This window comes from Lonepinella sp. MS14435 (assembly GCF_042485795.1).
Taxonomy (GTDB): Bacteria; Pseudomonadota; Gammaproteobacteria; order Enterobacterales; family Pasteurellaceae; genus Lonepinella.
Map to the genome: position 1 here is coordinate 1,364,346 of NZ_CP169368.1, position 20,796 is coordinate 1,385,141.

At 37.7% G+C, this 20,796-nt stretch carries 19 protein-coding genes; 9 read left to right on the forward strand and 10 right to left on the reverse strand.

Features of this window, described 5'->3' with window-relative positions; genetic code table 11:
• The 6 genes from O1Q80_RS06470 to argR all read right to left on the reverse strand — a co-directional run bounded on the left by O1Q80_RS06470 (position 1) and on the right by argR (position 8,708).
• Positions 1–1,689 (reverse strand): hypothetical protein, encoded by a 1,689-nt coding sequence (locus O1Q80_RS06470; protein WP_386693795.1) that lies wholly within the window; start codon positions 1,687–1,689, stop codon positions 1–3.
• 41 nt (positions 1,690–1,730) lie between these two features.
• The gene (locus tag O1Q80_RS06475) at positions 1,731–3,200 is read right to left on the reverse strand and encodes a surface lipoprotein assembly modifier (protein ID WP_386693797.1); all 1,470 of its coding nucleotides are present in this window, start codon (positions 3,198–3,200) and stop codon (positions 1,731–1,733) included.
• Positions 3,201–3,382: 182 nt separating this feature from the next.
• On the reverse strand, positions 3,383–6,040 hold the full coding sequence (locus O1Q80_RS06480) for an MlaD family protein (RefSeq protein ID WP_386693799.1): 2,658 nt from the start codon (positions 6,038–6,040) through the stop codon (positions 3,383–3,385).
• Complete coding sequence (locus tag O1Q80_RS06485) at positions 6,024–7,277, reverse strand: PqiA/YebS family transporter subunit (RefSeq protein ID WP_386693801.1); 1,254 nt, start codon at positions 7,275–7,277, stop codon at positions 6,024–6,026. The genes O1Q80_RS06480 and O1Q80_RS06485 overlap by 17 nt, the downstream gene beginning before the upstream one ends.
• Before the next feature lie 40 nt (positions 7,278–7,317).
• A complete protein-coding gene (locus O1Q80_RS06490) occupies positions 7,318–8,238 on the reverse strand; it encodes a TIGR01777 family oxidoreductase (protein ID WP_386696159.1) in 921 nt (306 codons plus the stop codon).
• A gap of 2 nt (positions 8,239–8,240) precedes the next feature.
• A complete protein-coding gene (argR, locus tag O1Q80_RS06495; RefSeq protein ID WP_386686002.1) occupies positions 8,241–8,708 on the reverse strand; it encodes a transcriptional regulator ArgR in 468 nt (155 codons plus the stop codon).
• Positions 8,709–8,953: 245 nt separating this feature from the next.
• Between argR and mdh the strand changes: the two genes are divergently transcribed.
• Complete coding sequence (gene mdh / locus O1Q80_RS06500) at positions 8,954–9,886, forward strand: malate dehydrogenase (protein ID WP_386693802.1); 933 nt, start codon at positions 8,954–8,956, stop codon at positions 9,884–9,886.
• Between the two features lie 83 nt (positions 9,887–9,969).
• On the opposite strand, the gene O1Q80_RS06505 is transcribed toward mdh, so the two are convergent.
• On the reverse strand, positions 9,970–10,989 hold the full coding sequence (locus O1Q80_RS06505) for a branched-chain amino acid aminotransferase (protein WP_386696161.1): 1,020 nt from the start codon (positions 10,987–10,989) through the stop codon (positions 9,970–9,972).
• Positions 10,990–11,362: 373 nt separating this feature from the next.
• Between O1Q80_RS06505 and O1Q80_RS06510 the strand changes: the two genes are divergently transcribed.
• From O1Q80_RS06510 to truA, 4 genes are read left to right on the forward strand one after another with little or no spacing between them, the layout of a single operon-like run.
• The gene (locus O1Q80_RS06510) at positions 11,363–12,262 is read left to right on the forward strand and encodes a transcriptional regulator GcvA (RefSeq protein WP_386686006.1); all 900 of its coding nucleotides are present in this window, start codon (positions 11,363–11,365) and stop codon (positions 12,260–12,262) included.
• Positions 12,262–12,678, forward strand: coding sequence for a DUF423 domain-containing protein (locus O1Q80_RS06515; RefSeq protein WP_386693805.1), 417 nt, complete (start codon positions 12,262–12,264; stop codon positions 12,676–12,678). The genes O1Q80_RS06510 and O1Q80_RS06515 overlap by 1 nt, the downstream gene beginning before the upstream one ends.
• A 9-nt stretch (positions 12,679–12,687) precedes the next feature.
• On the forward strand, positions 12,688–13,785 hold the full coding sequence (gene rlmM, locus O1Q80_RS06520; protein WP_386693807.1) for a 23S rRNA (cytidine(2498)-2'-O)-methyltransferase RlmM: 1,098 nt from the start codon (positions 12,688–12,690) through the stop codon (positions 13,783–13,785).
• 16 nt (positions 13,786–13,801) lie between these two features.
• Positions 13,802–14,587, forward strand: a complete 786-nt coding sequence (truA, locus tag O1Q80_RS06525; RefSeq protein ID WP_386693808.1) for a tRNA pseudouridine(38-40) synthase TruA — start codon at positions 13,802–13,804, stop codon at positions 14,585–14,587.
• A gap of 46 nt (positions 14,588–14,633) precedes the next feature.
• On the opposite strand, the gene O1Q80_RS06530 is transcribed toward truA, so the two are convergent.
• Complete coding sequence (locus O1Q80_RS06530; RefSeq protein WP_386693811.1) at positions 14,634–15,167, reverse strand: hypothetical protein; 534 nt, start codon at positions 15,165–15,167, stop codon at positions 14,634–14,636.
• Positions 15,168–15,307: 140 nt separating this feature from the next.
• Here O1Q80_RS06530 and O1Q80_RS06535 point away from each other — a divergent pair, with 140 nt between their 5' ends.
• From O1Q80_RS06535 to folC, 3 genes are all read left to right on the forward strand, one after another.
• A complete protein-coding gene (locus O1Q80_RS06535) occupies positions 15,308–15,916 on the forward strand; it encodes a hypothetical protein (protein WP_386693813.1) in 609 nt (202 codons plus the stop codon).
• A 153-nt stretch (positions 15,917–16,069) separates the two neighbouring features.
• Positions 16,070–17,005 (forward strand): acetyl-CoA carboxylase, carboxyltransferase subunit beta, encoded by a 936-nt coding sequence (accD, locus tag O1Q80_RS06540; protein WP_132302483.1) that lies wholly within the window; start codon positions 16,070–16,072, stop codon positions 17,003–17,005.
• Positions 17,006–17,019: 14 nt separating this feature from the next.
• Positions 17,020–18,357 carry a bifunctional tetrahydrofolate synthase/dihydrofolate synthase gene (gene folC, locus O1Q80_RS06545; protein ID WP_386693815.1) on the forward strand — a complete coding sequence of 446 codons (1,338 nt, stop codon included), beginning with the start codon at positions 17,020–17,022 and terminating at the stop codon, positions 18,355–18,357.
• A 70-nt stretch (positions 18,358–18,427) separates the two neighbouring features.
• On the opposite strand, the gene O1Q80_RS06550 is transcribed toward folC, so the two are convergent.
• Positions 18,428–19,069 (reverse strand): histidine phosphatase family protein, encoded by a 642-nt coding sequence (locus O1Q80_RS06550; protein ID WP_386693817.1) that lies wholly within the window; start codon positions 19,067–19,069, stop codon positions 18,428–18,430.
• 319 nt (positions 19,070–19,388) lie between these two features.
• Here O1Q80_RS06550 and O1Q80_RS06555 point away from each other — a divergent pair, with 319 nt between their 5' ends.
• Positions 19,389–19,730, forward strand: a complete 342-nt coding sequence (locus O1Q80_RS06555) for a YegP family protein (protein WP_386686027.1) — start codon at positions 19,389–19,391, stop codon at positions 19,728–19,730.
• 49 nt (positions 19,731–19,779) lie between these two features.
• Here the strand turns inward: O1Q80_RS06555 and yvcK are convergent, their stop codons facing one another.
• A complete protein-coding gene (gene yvcK / locus O1Q80_RS06560; RefSeq protein ID WP_386693818.1) occupies positions 19,780–20,697 on the reverse strand; it encodes a uridine diphosphate-N-acetylglucosamine-binding protein YvcK in 918 nt (305 codons plus the stop codon).
• Positions 20,698–20,796: the final 99 nt, after the last annotated feature.

Sequence of the window (20,796 nt, forward strand, 5' to 3'; positions counted from 1 at the left end):
TTATTTTGAGCCTGCAAAAGCACCTTGCATATAAAGGGTATTATCTTTATAGCTTTCAAATGTGCCAGTGACTTCTTCGGCACCGCTACCAGCGAATGAGCCTTGGTAAGAGCCTGTTACTGCATTTGAGCTGATATTGGTGCTTGGTGTTAAGCCACTATTCCAAGTTGCATCACCAGCTAAATTCATTTTCGCAGTGCCTTCAAAGCCAACATTGCCGTTATTCACCTGAACTGCGGTATCTTCAAATACCGCAATGGTTTTGGTTCGGTTCTGGTTACTTTGGGTTTGATATACTAAGCCTGATACATTGCCATTATTGACAGTCATCTCAAATTGGCTAGTATGATTAATAGCACCACCTGCCGCAGTCTGACTATGAGAGGCATAACCTTTGTAAGTCGCATTCACCACCGCTGCCTTATCGGTGGTTTGATGTTGTGAATCCACTAAGCTAATAAATGAGTTAGTAACCCCTGTTTTATCACGATCTTCACGAATCACAGCATAGCCTGAATACGCATTTGCTACATTGATAACGACAGTACCTTCTTTGGTGCCAGTTTCATCAACAAATTGACCGCTGGTGTTGTCGTAGCGATAAGTGGCAAGGGAATTACTGCTACCACAACGAGTTTGGGCATTGTTAGCACAGTTGTAATAGTCGTAGTTGGTTGCAACAGCGTTTGCACCATAATAATTCCCTTTGTTTTTGATTTGTTTTAGTAGGGCATCACGCATTTCTTCACTGGCATAGGTATGCACCACAGAATCTGCTTGATTAACACTATAATTAGTAGTACGAGCTTCAAATTTTGCTTGAGCTGCAGCGGTGGCAAGAGTAGCGGCTTCTTCCGCAGCTTTAGTCGCTGCTTCTGCTGCTTGTGCGGCTTTTAATGCTGCTTCCGCTGCTTGTGCAGCAGCCAGTGCTTCGGCAGCGGCTTTAGCTGCAGCTTCTGCATCTGCGGCAGCTTGTGCCGCTGCTACAGCCTCTTCGGCGGTTTTAGCTGCTGCTTCGGCATCTGCGGCGGCTTTTTTGGCTGCAGCTGCTTGTTCGGCAGCTTTTTGTGCATCAGCTAGAGCTTGAGCGTTAGCTGCTGCTTCTTCCGCTGCTTTTTTAGCAGCTTCTGCTTCAGAAGCAGCTTGAGCGGCGGCAAGTACTGCTGCTTCCGCTTCAGCTTGAGCTTTAACTGCTGCGGCTTCTGCTTGGGTTTGTGCTGCAATTAAGGCATTAGTATCATTAAGCTGTGTAGTTAATGTTTGTAATTCGGTTTGAGCCTTAGCCAGTTCTTCACGAGCGGTATTAATATCATTTGTAATGGTACTTGATGCCCCACTGGCAGAGGATAAGTAAGCATTGGTATTTGTGTTTAACTGTTTATCTGCATTGGTTAATGATGTGTTAGCTAACGTAATTAAACGTGCTGCTTCATTTAACGCGGCGGTTTTTTCTGCCTCGGTGGTGGAGACTTCGGCTTTGGCTAACGCTTCCTTGGCTGCATCAAGATTCGCTTGAGCGGTGGCAAGTTCAGTATTGCCGTTCGCCAAATAGCCTTGAACAATAGAAAGGTTATTTTCAGGGACAGATACGCCTGGAACTTCATTAGATCCAGATGAGCAAGCGTTCAATGATAAAGCCCCGAGTGAAAATAAGAGTTTAATAGCTAAATTAAATGTTGTTTGACGCATTTAAAATGTTCCTTATAAAAATAGAAGATTAAAGTTAAAAGTTAAAAAGTTTTTTCCAATGAAAGCGTAATGCCTTTATCAGAATACGAGTACAAACTGGAAAAGTTACTGCGTTGTTTTTTCCAGTGGTAATTCAATTTCGGGGTAATTCCCCAAATATGCCAATCACGTTTCCAAACTGCGGTGTTAATTTGATAAATTTCATCTTCTCTAGCACGATCAAAATGGAAATTCGCTCCTAAAGAAAGATTATCTTTATATTTTCGTTTGCTGGCAGAAACATTGAGCCTTGATAAAATGCCTAACAACCATTCTTGCCCCCAGCCCAAACGTGCAGTAGTAAGATCATAGCTGTAATGGCGAATATTGGTAGTTTCACGGATCGCGTCTATGCCCGCATAAAAATATTGTTGCGGTGTTTTTCGCCATAATAGGGTGAGCGATGCCAGTTTGCTGTTGCCGTCTAAATTGTTATTTTGGGCATAGCAGTTACGACCATATTCTAAAGCAGTAGAGATTTGCCAATTTGGGGTAAACCAATGGGTTAATTCACCACGTCCTCCAATGCTACGTTTATAACGATGCCCGCCATACCATTGTTGTTCATTGAAAGGCAACAGCGACCACTGGGTTTTCTCGTTTTTGTGGCGATAGCCCAATAAAGTGCGGTTAATAATTTCATCATAATCATGGGCATCCCAATAATTACGCCCATAAAGGTCATTTTCGAGATGTAAATAATGTCCATTAAATAAGTTTAAATCCCGTTCAATCCCAAATTGGTAGCCAACCCCATGAGCTTTTTGTGGCAACATACTGTCATTTTTGACGAAAGGCGTATTTTCTAAATAATGTTCTGATGAAGCGTTATTGACGTTATCGGTGTGAAGATAGGTCGCCGATAGATTCACTTTCCAACCCTGACGATTTTTTAACGCCGTCAAATATTGATTAACTAAGCTGGCAATATCTTGCGGTAACGCTTGATCGGATAAGGCTTGTTCAAATTGATCTTGGGCGGCGTTATCCTGTTGAGAATAAAATAAGCAAATGGCTAATTGAATCCGCACAGGGGTTAAATCGGGGCGTTGAGCGATAATTTGACGATAGAGCGTAATCGCAGTGCTATAATCGCCTTGAAGTTTAGCAATTTGAGCTTCTGCAAATAAGACTAAAATGGGATCTTGTTGAGAAAAAGTGCGGTAGATTTTGAGCAATTTTTCAATGTGATTTAACTGTCCTGAATTAATCGCAAGATTAAGTAATTGTTCCGTGGCGGAAAAATCTTGAGCTAATAGCTTTTCATCATAAACATATTGAAAACCTGTATGCGGGAAATCTGCAGGTGCTTTCTGCTGCTGTTTCGGTTCAGCTACCTGAACCATTTTTTCAGGTACAGGGCGATCAATAGATGAAATCGGCACATTAGCCGCTAATGTGGAATAACTTACAGTTATTCCCAATAAACTCTGAAAATAAAAAGAAAAGAGTTGTTTTTTTACGCTGAACATAAGAAATACAATATGAAAAAAGTGGACGGATTTTAACCTATTTGATTAGTTGTGTAAATAATAATAGTTATTAATCAAGTCGATTTTTTTGTGTGTTTAGTGAGCAATTAATAAAACAAAGGGGCTTATCGAATCTGATTGATCTGCCCCCTTAAAATAACCAATAATTTTGTTAGAATATTTTATTCTACCATTACCCCCGAATTCCACTGTTTTGATTCATCTGGTCGGCGAATTTGTAACAAGAAACGTTGATTGGCTTTGGCTTGAGGTTGAATCACGGTGCCTGATGGGGTAGAAAATGAAATACCACCTTTCAATAGCTGTTGCACTGTTCCTGTATTCACTTCAATCCCAGACCAACCTAAGCCAGCAGTATAGCCTGATGATAGCCAAAATTGTGAGTTAGAACGAACTAAATGGGCATATTTATTATCAATGATAACATCAATTAATACTCGATCTCCCACACTATTTAGTTCTAGGTTACGAATTTTTCCAACATCAACACCACGATACATAATAGGTGATCCCAATGAGATATTTGACGCATCAGAGGTTTCTAACACAATAGGAAAACCTTTAGAAAACTTATTGTTTTGTTGAGTGTTTTTATCGTATAGGGCAAATTGTTTTTTGCTTTTTCCTGAACCAGCTTCAATATCAATGTATGGTTGTAGTAAGCTATCAAGGTTTTCCACTCCACTGGTAGAGATTTGTGGTGAAATCACTTTAAATACACTGCCTTCTTTTGCCACAATATTTATATAATTTGGATTCATTAGTGCTTTGGCAATAATTTTATTGTTGCTTTTATCTAGGCTGACACTATCAATTTCCCCAACGGTTAAGCCCATATAACGTAAGCTCATTCCTTTACTTAGGTTTGTCGCATCAACAGCTGTAAGAGTAATCACTTGACCTGAAGATTTAGCGAGTAATTCATTTGCATATAATGTGTTGTTTTTGCCATTGCCAGTATTATCAAAGCTAATCGCACCTTTGAGTGAACGACCTATTGGCGAGGCTTGGATGCTAATTCCTTTGGGTGTAATGTCAATTTGAGCCGCACTTTCTACCCAGAATAGGCTATTGTTAGTGAGTAAATGAGTAAATTTAGGATAAATTACCACGTCCACGTCAAAATGATCTTTTAAGGGACGAACATCTAAAATTTTACCTACTTCATATTGATGATACAGCACCAATGAGCCTTTGCTAATATTGGGTAATTGCGTAGTCTTCAAGGTTAAAGATGGTTTTATCTCACTTGTAGTGATGCCTACTTCAGCACTTTCTTGATCTTTATAAATCGGATACTGTGCTTTAGCATGACCCTGTCTATTATTATTAATAATTTTTACCCCACCTTGTAACCAGTTACCCGCAGCTGGAGTTTGCATCCGTAAGCCGTCTGCACCAATAGAAATATCAAAATTACTGGCGGCAATAAATTGTGTATCCGCATGAATTAGGTGTCGATAGGCTGGTAAAATGACCGCTTTAAATTCTACCCCATTTGTATCAACTTGTTGTTCCACCAATTTACCGATACTAATATTATTGTAATAAATTTCTTGTCCTTGGCTAATACCATAAGTTTCTGGTGCAGTTAAGGTGAGTTGTAGGGCGTTGGCTTGATTGAGTAATAATTCCTTTTCATTTAATACATTAAACTCAATACTTGGCTCACCATCACCTGCAATGATTTCTAAATATTGACCACGTAAAAGTTCAGGGAGTTTATCTAAATTAGTTAAATCGACTTTAGGGGAACGAATCACAATTTTACTGTTCTGACGTAAAAGATCTTTAACGCTTGGGTTTAATAGTAATTTACCTGTACGATGACTACTGTTGATGCTGGCATCTGTGATTTGGGTCAACATACCCACTTGCATACCTTGAGAAAATACTTCAGTTTTACCTGCGTGAAAATCGTTTTCTATTGGCAACGTCACATTGACTTCAATGCCACGTTGAGCTGAAGATAAATCAGGGTAGAGAGTATATTGCTGTTCATTCTCTGCTATGTCACTTTCTGCTGGTGAATCAAAAGTAATTGCACCACGCACTACGGCTTGTAAGCTATCAATATTAAGATTAATTCCCGACAAATCTATGTCGGCTCGAATACCACTGATATTCCAGAAATGGCTGTCTTTTTTAATTAAATGTGCATATTCTTTTTCAATAACAACGTTAATTTGTACTTGTTTTTGATCTTTAGTGAAGTGGTAATCTAATACTTTCCCTACAGGCATTTTTTTATAGAAAATAGAAGCCCCTTGTGAAATAGATCCCAAATCATCAGATAATAAATGGATCAATAAATCACCTTCCGCCAGTTGAACAATTTGGCTACCAGTTTCTGCAATAAAATCATACTTATAATCACCATCTCCAGGTTGTAAGGTAATATAGTTACCAGAAATTAGCGTATCTAATCCAGAAATTCCAGCTAAAGAAGCGTTTGGTTGAACTAGCCAGAATTTAGTATTTTCTCGTAATACAGTTTTGGCTTCGGGATAAATACTGGCTTCGACTTTGACCAGTTTTAAGTCATCAGTAAAATTCACTTTTTTTACCAGACCGATTTGTAAACCCTGATATCTAATTTGAGTTTTATTGGCGACTAACCCATCACCGTTAGCAAAGGTAATATGTACTGTTTCACCTTGTTCTTTGATAATTTGAAAGAACAGTGTTGCACCAATAATTAAGGCAATAATCGGTAATAACCAAAAGGGTGAAATACTGCGACTTTTGCGAACTTTCGCAGGAATAATATTTGGCTGTTCAGAACTAACAGCAAGATCAGTTTTATTTTCTTTCGTCATAGATTTTCCAAAGTAAACGACTGTCAAAAGTAGTGGTGGCTATCATGGTTAAAAATACTGATAAGCCAAAATAGATGGCGGCGGGACCCACCGAAAAATTAATAATTTGCCCTCGTGTAACCAAAGACATCATTAACGCTAATACAAATAAATCGAGCATTGACCAACGACCAACAAAATGCACAATATGAAATAATCGCATTTGCCACTTGATCGAATGTTGCCAGTTAAAATGAATACTAAATAATAAATAGAGCATGATCATAATTTTGCTAAAAGGTACAAAAATACTGGCAAAAAAGACCACAAAAGCAACAAAATAACTGCCCATTTCAATAAAGGAAATTACCCCCGATATCAAGGTGTCTCCAGTAGGGACGTTAGTCATGGAAACATAGGAAATTGGAAAAATATTGGCTGGAAAAATCATCACAATACCCGCCAGTAACGCTGCCCAAGTTTGTTGTAAGCTCGTTTCTGGGGTTTTTATGGGTTCATTATGGCAACGGGGGCAACGATCTATACCTTTATGATCCTTAATTGGATGCTCAAAAGTGTAATCGCAACTACTACAAAAGTGCGGTGGATTTTCTGCGGATATTTCGGATAATTTAACGTGTTGGGGATAAAAATCATTCCATAATTCTTTCGGATTGATGTTAGCGAATAACAGGGTATTTAGCAACGCTGTGGCTAAAAAAGCAATTAAATAAACATCAAAAGATAAGGTGGCGTAATCACGTACTTTAAAGGCAGTCACACCAAGGGCAACTAAATAAACATCAAACATCACCCAAGGCTTAATGTAATCTATAGCAATTAATAAATTACGGGGTTTTTGGTGAGTGAGTTTGGCGAGCTGTAACAAAATGACCAACAATGCAAAAGATATTGGCATAAATACCGCACAGAGAAAGATTAAAAATGCGGTATAAGGATAGCCCTCCGTTGCCATTTTCCAGATTCCTCCCCAAATTGAAGCATCAACTTGTGAACCAATCAAATCCACGCTCAATAACGGATATTTTAATGCAAATGGCATTAAAATAAGAATAGAGAGAGCTATAATAGCACAACGTTTTAATGACCATCGATCGGCAGATTGTAAATCATGATGACAACGTGGACATTCAGCATGTTCACCTTTCGCCAAATCAGAAACTGCTACTAACGCATTACATTCGCCACAGCGAGCAATGTGATTAATTTGAAGATCTGAATTTGATACGTTCTGCATTTGATAGGTTTAGTATGGTTTTTATTAATAGGTCAATATTCTATACATTAATTGCAGATTTGCCAAATGTTGAGCGTAAATAATCTGCCAGTTCGCTATATTGAAATGAAAAACCTTGTTCAAGTAATTTTTGCGGATAAAGATTTTGGCTTTCCAAAATTAAACAAGCTCGTTCGCCTAAAATAAGTTTGAGTAAAAAAGTGGGAACGTTCATAAATGCTGGACGGTGTAACTGTTTAGCAAGCAATCGGTTAAAATCTTTATTACGAACAGGATTGGGGGAGCTGAGATTAAATGCCCCTTGACAGCTTGGGGTATGCAGTAAAAAATCAATCGCATTCAACATATCTTCAAGAGCAATCCAAGGCATAAATTGTAAGCCATTGCCTAGCTTTCCGCCTAATCCATAACGGTATAACGGCAACATTTTAGCTAATGCCCCCCCTTTAGGAGAAAATACCATGCCTGTTCGTGATAAACAAACTCGGGTGTTAGCTTGTTTAGCCACCAGTTCCCATTGCTGACACAGTTGAGCGGTAAAGTTTTGACCTGCAGATTGGGCTTCTGTAATGATCTGATCGCCATTATCTGCATAATATCCATAAGCAGATCCCGAAATAAAACATTGCGGTGGATTTTCACTAGTATTAATAAGTGCGGTTAATTTTTCGGTTAAATTTATGCGACTTTGCCATAATCGATCTTTTTGTTGTGCCGTCCAACGATGATCAAAAATCGGTTCTCCCGCCAAATTTATTACGGCATCAAATTGATTAAAATTGGTAAAAACTTGCAAAGAATGCACCGCACTTACATGAGAAAATGCGGCATGATCTTTAAAGTAAGACAAGGCTTTTTCTGGTGAACGAGTGAGTAGTGTTACTTGATATTCTTGCTCAAGCCAACGATTGACTAATTCTCGTCCGATTAATCCTGTTCCACCAGTAATAAAGATTTGCATCATTATAAGGAATTTTCAAAAAGTTGTTGAATATTAATAATAAGTTGCTTAATTGGTGTATTAAGTGTTGGTGTAATAAAAATGGTATCGTCACCAGCAATCGTACCTAAAATACCATCTGTTTTGCCGACAGAATCCAATAGCCGAGCAATTAATTGTGCCGCCCCAGGGCTGGTTTTAATGACGACTAGAAAATTATTATGATCAATATCTAACACCAAATTTTTCAATGGACTACTGGTATTAGGTACGCTTAATTCATTTGGTAAGCAATAAACCATTTCCATTCTGGTATTGCGAGTACGCACAGCTCCGAATTTACTCAACATGCGAGATACTTTTGATTGATTAATGCTATTAAATCCAAGATCCTGTAAAGCATTGACAATTTCTATTTGTGAAGCAAATTTTTCTTGTGCTAATAACTCTTTAAATGCCGTCATGAGGCTATCGTTTTTTGTTTCAATCATCACTTTTTACTAATTTAGAATGCGTTGCATAAGTTTTGCATAAAAATGCACAATTAATCAATAAAAATTTATTTATATCCAAATAAATAAACAAAAACTTGAGCTAGATCGCAAATTTATATTTTGCTATTTGAATTATACTGTTGTTAAGTTTAAACTATAAATGAGAGCTAGGTTTTGTAGCCAATTCTTATGATTACCGAGTTGTTACAAGCCCTAATTTTTTTAATGTTAAGGAGAAAACTATGAAAATTGCCGTTTTAGGTGCAGCAGGTGGTATCGGTCAACCATTATCACTATTATTGAAATTACAACTTCCAGCAGGATCAGAGCTAGCATTATACGATGTGGCTCCAATGACCCCTGGTGTAGCGAAAGATTTAAGCCACATTTCTACCGCAGTTAAAGTGGAAGGTTATGCGGGTGATGATATTGGAGCTGCATTAACAGGTGCTGATGTGGTGGTTATTTCTGCTGGCGTGGCAAGAAAACCAGGTATGGATCGCTCAGATTTATTTAATATTAATGCTGGTATTATCCGTGATTTAGTACAAAATGTAGCGAAATTCGCCCCAACAGCTTGCGTGGGTATTATCACTAACCCTGTAAACACGACGGTGGCTATTGCTGCTGAAGTATTAAAACGTGCAGGCATTTATGATAAACGTAAATTATTTGGTATCACAACATTAGACGTGTTGCGTGCAGAAACTTTTGTTGCTGAACAAAAAGGCTTAGAAGTAGAACGTAACAGTATTCCTGTCATTGGTGGTCATTCTGGTACAACTATTTTACCAATTTTCTCACAAGTACAATATGCAACTTGGGGAAAAGAAGAAATCGTTGAACTCACTAAACAAGTGCAAAATGCTGGTACGGATGTCGTAAATGCGAAAGCTGGTGCTGGTTCAGCAACATTGTCAATGGCAATGGCAGCCGCTCGTTTTACCCAAGCTTTAGTACGAGGTTTGCAAGGTGAAGTCGCAGTAGAATGTACTTACGTTGAGGGCAATGGTGAATATGCTCGTTTCTTCTCGCAACCAGTACGTTTTGGTCGTAATGGTGTAGATGCCTTGTTACCAATCGGTGAATTAAGTGCCTTTGAACAAGAACAATTACACGCAATGCTACCACAATTAAAAGCAGATATTGAATTGGGTGAGAAGTTTGTGGCTTAATCTTTAGATTAAGATTTATTGTGCTTTGATAATGTCTGCACCATAGAAGTTAGCTTAACTAACTTACTAAGGTGCAGATTTTATTATTCTACTTTAACAATCCAGCCTTCAGGTGCTGGTTTGTCGCCAAATTGAATTCCAACTAATTCTTCATAAAGTTTACGAGTTACAGGTCCAACTTCAGTTTCTGAATAGAAAACATGGAAGTCATCACCATTGAGAATACCGCCGATTGGCGTAATCACTGCTGCTGTACCACAAGCCCCCGCTTCGCTAAATTGATCTAATTGATTAATATATATATCACCTTCAATCGCTTCCATACCAAAGCGTTCTTTTGCTAAATAGAGTAGAGAGTATTTGGTGATACTTGGCAAAATAGATGGTGAAATAGGGGTGATAAATTTATTATCTCTGGTAATACCAAAGAAATTTGCAGATCCCACTTCTTCAATTTTGGTGTGAGTGGTGGGATCTAAATAAATACAGTCGGCATAACCTTGAATTTTGGCTTTTTTACCTGGATAAAGGCTAGCCGCATAGTTTCCACCAACTTTGGCAGCTCCAGTTCCATGTGGAGCGGCACGATCGTAATTGGATACCATAAAATTAGTTGGCTTTAAACCACCTTTAAAATAGGCTCCCACTGGGCAAACAAAAATAGAAAAGATATATTCAGGAGCAACATTCACACCTATGTTATCTCCAACTCCGATCAAGAATGGACGTAAATATAAGGTGGCGCCTGAACCATAAGGTCCAATCCATTCTTCATTGGCTTTTACCACTTGTTTACAAGCATCTATAAACATTTCAACAGACACTTCTGGCATTAATAAACGTTGGCAGCTACGTTGCATACGTTTGGCATTTTCATCAGGACGGAATAGATTAATTGAACCGTCTTTACAGCGGTAGGCTTTTAATCCTTCAAAACATTGTTGTCCGTAGTGCAGTGCGGTGGAGCCTTCACTAATATGTAGCACATTATCTGTCACTAATTCACCTTTCTGCCATTCGCCATTTTTCCAGTAAGCAATATAGCGATAGTCTGTTTTTATATAACTAAATCCAAGATTATTCCAGTCAAGATCTTTCATAATTTATCCTTATTGTATTTGAAAAAGATGATGTCGCTAAATTTACATGATAATGTGAAGATCTCAAACTATTATTTGAGATTTTATGTGGGCTAATGTTAGAATTATTCCATAAAAAACACCGCACTTATAAAGTGCGGTGTTGTTACCCCAAGTTTAGGGTTAAATATACAGGAAGTTATGTTCGGTTTCCCGAACAATATGCAAACACAACATAATACTTAATTAAAAGTAAGCAACTTCTAATTAATGAAAAGAATTACTCATGATTAAGTATGTTTGTAGTATAATGTAACTGGATAGACCAGTCAAATGAGAAAAACTTATCAGTCGAATCAAAAAAACTAATCCTACTCATCAAAATTAGGGGAAAATTATGGGAAAACGTTTACCGCCCTTAAATTCATTAAAAGCCTTTGAAAGTTCAGCTACCCATTTAAGTTTTACCAAAGCTGCAGAAGAACTTTTCGTTACCCAAGCGGCTGTCAGTCATCAAATTAAATTATTAGAAGATTTTTTAGGCATTGAGTTATTTGTACGGAAAAATAGGTTGTTAGAACTGACTGAAAAAGGGAAACAGTATTATGCTGAAATCTCGCCATTGTTACAGAAACTCGCTCATGTGACAGAGAAAATTATGTCGAAAGACAAATCTCAGCTAAACATTAGTGTACCACAAACTTTTGCCATTCAATGGCTTGTACCACATTTATATTCATTTAATCAATTATATCCAGATATTGAAGTTAGGATTCGAGCAACAGAACAAGATGAGGGTATCTTAAATAAAGATATTGATGTTGCTATTTATTATGGCTATGGTAATTGGGATAATCTCTATACAGAACGATTAGCCAAGGCGGATTTGGTGATATTAGCATCACCTAAATTATTGGAGAAAAAACCGATTCATTCGGCACAAGATTTGCAACAACATCAACTAATTCATATTCATAATCACGATAACTGGCAAATGATGGCACATTATTTAAATATAGAGTTGCCAAATGTGCGAAATGGTTGTATATTTAGCCATACATTAATGGCATTACAAACAGCGGTTTATGGGCAGGGATTGATTTTAGCGAATCAGATGTTAGCTCAACAGGAAATTGATCAAGGCAATTTACAAATTGTATTACCAATGAAATTGCAAGATCCTAAATCTTTTTATGTGGTCAATAATCAGGTTAGAAATAATGAAAAAACGATCCAATCATTTCGCCATTGGATTGTACAAGAGATTGATAAATCAGGAATAAATAAGGAGATATGATGGGAAATAAATTTTTATCGTTTGCCGCCTTGAGCGGGTTTATTAGTGTTGCTTTTGGGGCTTTTGTTTCTCATGGTTTGCAGTATGAATTTTCAGAGCAACAAATAAATTGGTTTGATATTGCGTGGAAATATCATACTTTTCACACGGTTGCTTTGTTAGCATTAGGCTGGTTTATTTCTGCCACTATGCCACAGAATGCACCTAAATGCCGTCAAACTGCGGTGAATATTATCGGTTTTTCATGGTTATTAGGTATATTGTTGTTTAGTGGTCCACTTTATACCATGGCTGTATTAGGTACTTGCTCCATTGCCATGTTTGTACCAGTTGGGGGAATGGCGTTTTTATTCGGCTGGGCAACATTATTGGTGGTTTCGGTACCTTCTAGTTTCGCCAGAAGAGCTATGAAATAAGGAAGTTCATTGAATAAATTAGCATTATATTGCCGTATTGGTTTTGAAAAAGAAGTGGCGGCGGAAATAACGGATAAAGCGGCAGAGCGTGGTGTATTCGGCTTTGCTCGAGTGCAAGAAAATAGTGGTTATGTCATTTTTGAATGTTATCAAATTGGAGAAGCGGATAAATTAGCTCGTGAGATTCCTTTTAATCAATTAATTTTTGTTCGTCAAATAATCGTCATATCGGATTTATTGACAAATTTAGATCCTATCGATCGTATTAGCCCAATTGTCGAAAAATTTCATGAATTTTTACCGCAGTTTAACCTAAAACAAAGCACTGAAATTTGGGTAGAAACCGCGGATACTAATGAAGCAAAAGAATTATTAGGATTCTGTCGGAAATTTACTGTACCATTACGCCAAGCCTTGCGAAAACAGGGATGGTTGCAATGCCAAGAAATTAAAAAAAGTGGTGTTACCTTACATTGTTTATTTATAGCAAATAATGCCTGTTATGTTGGTTATTCCTATAATAACAATCATTCCGCTCATTTTATGGGGATCCCACGGCTTAAATTCCCTGCGGAAGCACCAAGCCGCTCCACTTTAAAATTGGACGATGCGATTTTAACCTTTATTCCTAAGGAAGAAGAACCGAAACGCCTAAATGAGAATATGACAGGCGTGGATCTCGGCGCTTGCCCTGGTGGCTGGACATACCAATTAGTCCGCCGTGGCTTGTTTGTCTATGCGGTGGATCACGGCAAAATGGCAGCCAGTCTGCACGATACAGGGCGAATTGAACATTGCCCCGAAGACGGGTTTAAATTTCAACCGCCGAAACGCAGTAAAATTGATTGGTTGGTGTGTGATATGGTGGAAAAACCGAGCCGCATTGCCGATCTTATCGCCAAATGGTTGCTGAACGGTTGGTGTCGAGAAACGATTTTTAATTTGAAATTACCGATGAAAAAACGTTATCAAGAAGTGCAACAATGTCTTCAACAGCTGGCGGATAAGTTAGATAGCCACGGCATTCAATTTCGCCTACAAGCCAAACACTTATATCACGACAGGGAAGAAATTACGGTGCATATTCAAGTGAAAAATGCGGTGTAAAAGGGGAGATGTTTTGATGAAAATTGCCTTAGGCATTGAATACAACGGCAAAAATTATTTCGGTTGGCAACGACAACAAGGCGTGGCGAGCGTGCAAGCCGAATTAGAAAAAGCCTTGTCTTTTGTCGCCAACGTTCCTATTGATATATTTTGTGCAGGTCGCACTGACAGCGGTGTACACGGTACAGGGCAAGTGGTGCATTTTGAGACCGACGTGATTCACCCTGAAAAAGCCTGGGCATTTGGCACTAATGCGAATTTGCCTGATGATATTGCGGTGAAATGGGCGAAAGTCGTGCCTGATGATTTCCACGCTCGTTTTTCTGCCACCGCACGGCGTTATCGTTATATTTTATACAGCAATAAATTGCGTTCGGCGATTTTGCCCTATGGCGTAACCCATACCCATTTGGAACTGGATGCGGAAAAAATGCAACGATCAGGGCAGGCGTTGCTCGGCGAAAATGATTTTACCAGCTTCCGTGCCGCCCAATGCCAATCCAAAACGCCGTGGCGAAATGTGCATCATTTGAAAGTCGAGCGTTTCGGCGATTATATCGTGGTGGATATTCAAGCCAATGCTTTTGTACATCATATGGTGCGTAACATTGTGGGCAGCTTAATGGAAGTGGGCTGTGGACGACAACCGATAGAATGGATCGCAGAAATCTTAGCCAAAAAAGACCGCAGTTTAGCCGCACCGACTGCAAAACCTGAAGGCTTATATTTGGTGAATGTGAAATATCCTGAGCGGTTTGAGTTGCCGAAAACGGCGTTAGGGCCGTTGTTTTTGGGAGATTAAAGGAAAAAGGGGAAAATCATTTCCCCCTAAAATTTGAATGGCAATTTTATTCCATTCCCATTGCTTTTCTAACGCCTTTTAAAGCTGGAGTATCTTTGATACGTCCTTGTTGAGCGAGTTCCGCTTCTAACATTGAGATTTGAAGATCCCATGTCATTCTCGTACATCCAAATTTATTCATATATTCTTCATCGAGCTGTTTTGCGTTTGCAAGTATATTCATATAGGAACTCATTTCTTCTTGTGCTTCACTTGTACTTTTTCCCGTGATAATTATCGGATTTTTCGTTAAGGAGGCATATTTAGGCTCTAAACAGATGTCTTTTTTTGTGCTGTTTTTTACATCATCTACAACGCTCCCCATCATTCTTTTATAAACATCGATTAAAACATAGCCCATGGGATATTGGTTATCAATAGATTGAAAAATTTCCTCTTTAGTGATGGTATTATTTTTGATACCCTGTTCAAAATCTGATACTGTCATTGTTCTATAATCATAAAAGGTTTTTTCGGCATACGCATTTAAGCTAAAAGCGGTAAGTAAGCTTACTGCGAGTAGGGTGTTGAGTTTTTTCATTGTGTTATCCTTAAAATAGTGATTGTTGTTCGATTTGAACGGAATATATTCTATCATTGTTTTTTTTTTGCACAATTTGCTATAATCAAAAACGCCTATTAAAATTAGGTTTATTTCATTTCATCAACAAGGACAATATTATGACAACGTCACATTCTCTTCATTTAAATACCTTAATTGAGCAGTTTTTCAATCAGTTACAACAGGAAAACACCTTACAAGATGACATTTACAACGAATTTAGCTTGCAACACGAACTGGGGATTTTCTTACGTCACACCTTAAATTCTCAAGGCGAGAAAAAATACAAAGTGCAGTTTGAACGGAATATTAGCGATAAAATTTTAGACTTAAATATCAATAAAGATGACATTGTAAAACGTGAAATAGATATAGTGATTTTAGGTGAAAACGGTGAAAAATATGCCGTGGAATTAAAATTTCCAAGAAATGGGCAACACCCAGAGCAGATGTACCAATTTATTAAAGACATTGCTTTTATGGAACAGCTAAAACAAGCTGGATTCACCCAAACGTATTGCGTTTGTTTGGTGGATAATAAAAAGTTCTATTCGGGTCAAAATGAAGGCATTTATGGCTATTTTCGTTCACCACAAACGCCAATTACTGGCGAAATTCATAAACCGACAGGGGATAAGCAAGGTTCAGTTAGTGTGAAAGCCGAATATGCTGTTCAATGGCGAGCATTGCAAGGGGATTGGCGATATTATTTGGTGGAATGTCAATAAAGAAAAAATTTGAACTGTCGATAACTGAAATTTAAAAGCAATGATGACAAACACAGATCAGATTTGCCAATTTATTACAGAAAAACCTACAAAAAAAGCCATTTTTGTGGTTAAATAGGCAAAATTTCCGTTTAACAACATTAAGGTTAAATAATGAGCTGGATTGATAAAATTTTTAGTAAATCGCCGTCATCTTCGGCAAGAAAAAAAGCCAATGTGCCAGAAGGTGTATGGACAAAATGTACGTCATGTGAACAAGTATTATATCGTGATGAATTAAAACGCCATTTGGAAGTTTGTCCGAAATGTGGTCATCACATGCGGATTGATGCTCGTGAGCGTTTAGATGCGTTGTTGGATAAAGATAGTATTGTGGAAATAGCCGCTGATCTTGAACCACAAGACGTGTTAAAATTCAAAGATTTGAAAAAATATAAAGATCGTATTACAGCTGCTCAAAAAGAAACTGGCGAAAAAGATGCGTTAATCACCGTTTCTGGTACGCTGTATGGCATGCCGATTGTCGCAGCAGCATCAAACTTTAGCTTTATGGGCGGATCTATGGGATCGGTAGTTGGTGCGAAGTTTGTGCAAGCGGCGGAACAAGCTATTGAAAAAAATTGTCCGTTTGTGTGTTTTTCTGCCAGTGGTGGTGCGAGAATGCAAGAAGCCTTGTTATCCCTTATGCAAATGGCAAAAACCAGTGCAGTATTGGCAAAAATGAAAGAAAAAGGTGTACCGTTTATTTCTGTATTAACCGATCCAACTTTAGGTGGTGTGTCAGCCAGCTTTGCCATGCTAGGTGATTTAAATATTGCTGAACCGAAAGCCTTAATCGGTTTTGCTGGTCCGCGAGTCATTGAGCAAACGGTACGTGAAAAATTGCCAGAAGGTTTCCAACGTTCTGAATTTTTATTAGAACACGGAGCTATTGACATGATCGTGAAACGTGCCGAAATGCGTGAAAAATTGGCAAATGTATTAAGTCAATTAATGGGATTGCCATCACCATTTATTGAAGCTGAATTACTTGAAAATACAGTAGAAAACGTTACCGCAGAAAGCACTATTGCAACAGAGCTTAAATAGGATATATTTGAGTGATGTTACATAACTCAAAAGCCACGCCAACGCTACAATCTAGCCTTGAGGAGTGGCTTTATTATTTAGAACACAGTCATTGTAAAGTCATCGATCTTGGACTGGAAAGAGTAAAATCGGTTGCTCAAGCATTAGATTTATTAAGTCCAGCCCCTTATGTAATAACAGTGGGTGGCACTAATGGTAAAGGTACAACCTGTCGCTTGCTGGAAACTATTTTACTTAACGCTGGTTTTAAAGTTGGTGTCTATTCTTCACCGCATTTAATTCGTTACAACGAACGTGTGCGGATTCAAAATCAAGATGTACAAGACGAAGATCATATTCGTTCTTTCCAGTTTATTAATACCCATAAAAATCAATCTCTAAGCTATTTTGAATTTAGTACGCTATCTGCCTTGTATTTATTTAAGCAAGCAAATTTAGATGTGGTCATTTTAGAAGTGGGTTTGGGTGGTCGATTAGATGCGACTAATATCGTGGATGCAGATATGGCGGTAATCACCAGTATTGATATTGATCATATTGATTACTTAGGCGATACTCGAGAAAAAATTGCATTTGAAAAAGCAGGGATTTTTAGAGCAAACAAGCCTGTGATTATTGGTGAGCCAGATATTCCAAATTCAATGATCGAGTATGCAAAATCGTTAAATTGCCAGCTTTCTTGTTGTAATCAAGATTGGCAATTTGAAATAACAGGCGAACAGTGGAAATGGCAAAATAACAACTGTCAGCTAGGAAATTTACCGCTATGTCAAATTCCATTAGCAAATGCGGCAACGGCGTTAGCTGCCGTACAGTCTTTGCCATTTAATATTTCTGCTGAAATTCTCCGAAAATCCTTAAATGAAGTGGAATTAATCGGGCGTTTTCAAACGGTTAAACCAGAAAGTTTAACCGCACTGATAAAGTTAACAGAAAAATCTTTACAAGATTTACCTAGAATTATTATTGATGTTGGTCATAATCCCCATGCCGCACGTTATTTAGCCGAAAAATTAACCCAATTAAAAAGCAAAATTTCAGGAAAAATCACCGCAGTTTGTGGTATTTTACAAGATAAAGATGCGGAAAATGTGTTATCACCGTTGTTATCAATCATTGATGAGTGGCATTGTGTTACCTTGTTAGGCTACCGTGGACAAACTGGTGAACAGCTTGCGGAAAAATTATATTCAGTAGCTGAGAAACAAGCCATTAAAGTCAAGGTTCAAGTGGAAAATTTGGTGGCTTTAGGGGTAGAAAGTGCGGTGAAAAATACCGATAAAAATGATGTCGTGTTGGTATTTGGCTCATTTCATACGGTGGGGGAATTTTTACAGATTGGGGTTACTTAGTCTATACACTCAGCCAATAGATGAATGATAATGTGGTGAATAATATTAAAATTTTTCACCACATTTCATTTTATTCTAAATGATTTACATCATTCACTTTTTCTACCATAAATTGTCCTAATTGATTTCCTTGTTGAACATAGCGAACTACGCTAATTGAGGTATTAGCAAGTGTTTCGCTTTGTCCATTCTCACGATGATTTTGCCAAGTTGCACCGTTTAATAACGCAATGAGTAAGCGTAAAGTATGACCGTGCGAAACGACTAAAATATTGCCTTGTTGGTGGATTTTAATAATATCTTGTATCGCTTTCATTGCTCGCTCGGCAAGTTGTTGCCAAGTTTCGCCATTGTTACAGATTGCTTTATAGTTAGCAGGATCATTGAGCATTTGTTGAAATTCTTCATGTTGGCGAATATCATCTACTACAAGCCCTTCCCAACTGCCAAAATGATGTTCATTTAAGCCATTATGTTGGAATAGTGGAATATCTCGTTCACCTAGAATGTATTGAGCAGTATCAATGGTACGTTGTAAACAGCTTGAATAGGCAGCAATAAAGGGAATATTTTGTAACACCTGACCAGTTTTGATTGCACCTTGTACACCTTGTTCGGTGAGATTAGAATTACCTGATCCTTGCATTAATCTTTGTTCATTCCAAATGGTTCGACCATGACGAACAAAATAAAAGTGAATATCTTTATTCATTGTGTATTTTCCTTTTCTTTTAAGACGAGGCAAATTTATTTTTGATAGCTATGCTTAAAATTATATATCAGCATCAGAATTTTATCATCATTAATAAGCCTTGCTGTTTAACTATTCATAAAAATGATCACCAAATGAATCTAATCCAAATAGTAGCGAATCAACTTGGTGTGAAATACGTTTTGTGCGGTAAAAACGTAACTTAGTTTACTGAAATAAATAAAATTTTATGAAAAACAGTTGAAAAAATCATCAAATAGCCTATTATTTGTTTTGGAAGTTATTTCCAGATGAATCACCCAGTAACAAGGAGTTTAAAATGGCATTAGGTTGGTATGAATTAAAATTAGCCAGCGACGGACAATTTATGTTCAATTTAAAAGCGGCAAATAGTCAAGTTATTTTAACTAGTGAGTTATACAAAACTCGTGCTGCAGCAGAAAATGGTATTGCTTCTGTACAAAAAAATGGTGCAAATGAAAGCTTATTTGAATATCGAGTAGCTAAAAATGATAAGCCTTATTTTGTATTAAAAGCTAAAAATCATCAAGAAATTGGACGTAGTCAATATTATTCATCACAAGAATCGGCTAAAAATGGCGTGAAATCAGTAATGAATAATTCAGTAACCACAACCATTAAAGATTTAACTAAAGCCTAATTTTTGATAAGCCATTCTGTTGAGTGGCTTATTTTTTCTACTGTGTTTTTTAGGACAATTCAGCAATCATATCGTTTATGGCAGAGCGGAGTAAATATCGGTCATGGCGATAAGTAACATCATCTGCGTTTAATTTGCGTACCAATAATTTTACTTCAGATGTTTGTTCATTATCAATTTGTATAGGCGTGATTGCACCATTTACAATATCTTTTCCAACGGTTTTATTGATCCATTGAATGCGATCCGATAAGGATAAACTGGCTGATGGACTGTGTTCGACACCGAGATTATCAATAAAAATAATTTTAGCCGAACTTACTTTGAGGGCTTGAATAATTTCAGGTAATAATAAGATTGGCATGATACTGGTTAAAAAGCTACCAGGTCCAAGTAAAATCACTTCCGCTTGCAAAATAGCATTAACTGCTTCGGGCGAAGCAGGAACATTTGGAGATAAAAATAGAGAATCGGGAAGTTGCTGTAAGCTATCTACGGCGACTTCGCCTAAGATTTGTTCGCCAGATGGCAAAATTGCCCCTAAATGTACTGGACTATCTGACATGGGGAGCAAGAAAGATTTCACTTTCAAGAAGTTGCGAATTAAGTTAATCGCTTTTGTGGGGCGAATATTCATATCTTCTAAGGCTTTTAAAATTAGATTGCCTAAATTATGCCCTGCTAACTCACCTGTGCCACCAAAGCGATATTCAAATACCGCAGATGCTGTGGTGGGATTGGCAATAATTTGGGTTAAACAGTTGCGTAAATCTCCCCACGCAATACCACCGTGAGCATCGCGAATACGACCTGTTGAACCGCCATTATCGGTGGTTGCAACGATACCTGTAAGTTGCCCTTTTAAGAAACTTAAAGATGACATCACACGTCCTAAACCGTGACCACCCCCAATGGCTACCAGATGTTTAATTTGTTTTAGGTGAGTATTGTTGTTTAGTGTTGTCATCATAAATCCTATTAATCCCATTAATAATCCTTTTACAAAAGATGATATTAATTTACCATTTTTTGCTTATTTTTAAAAAGATAATTTTACGTTATATAA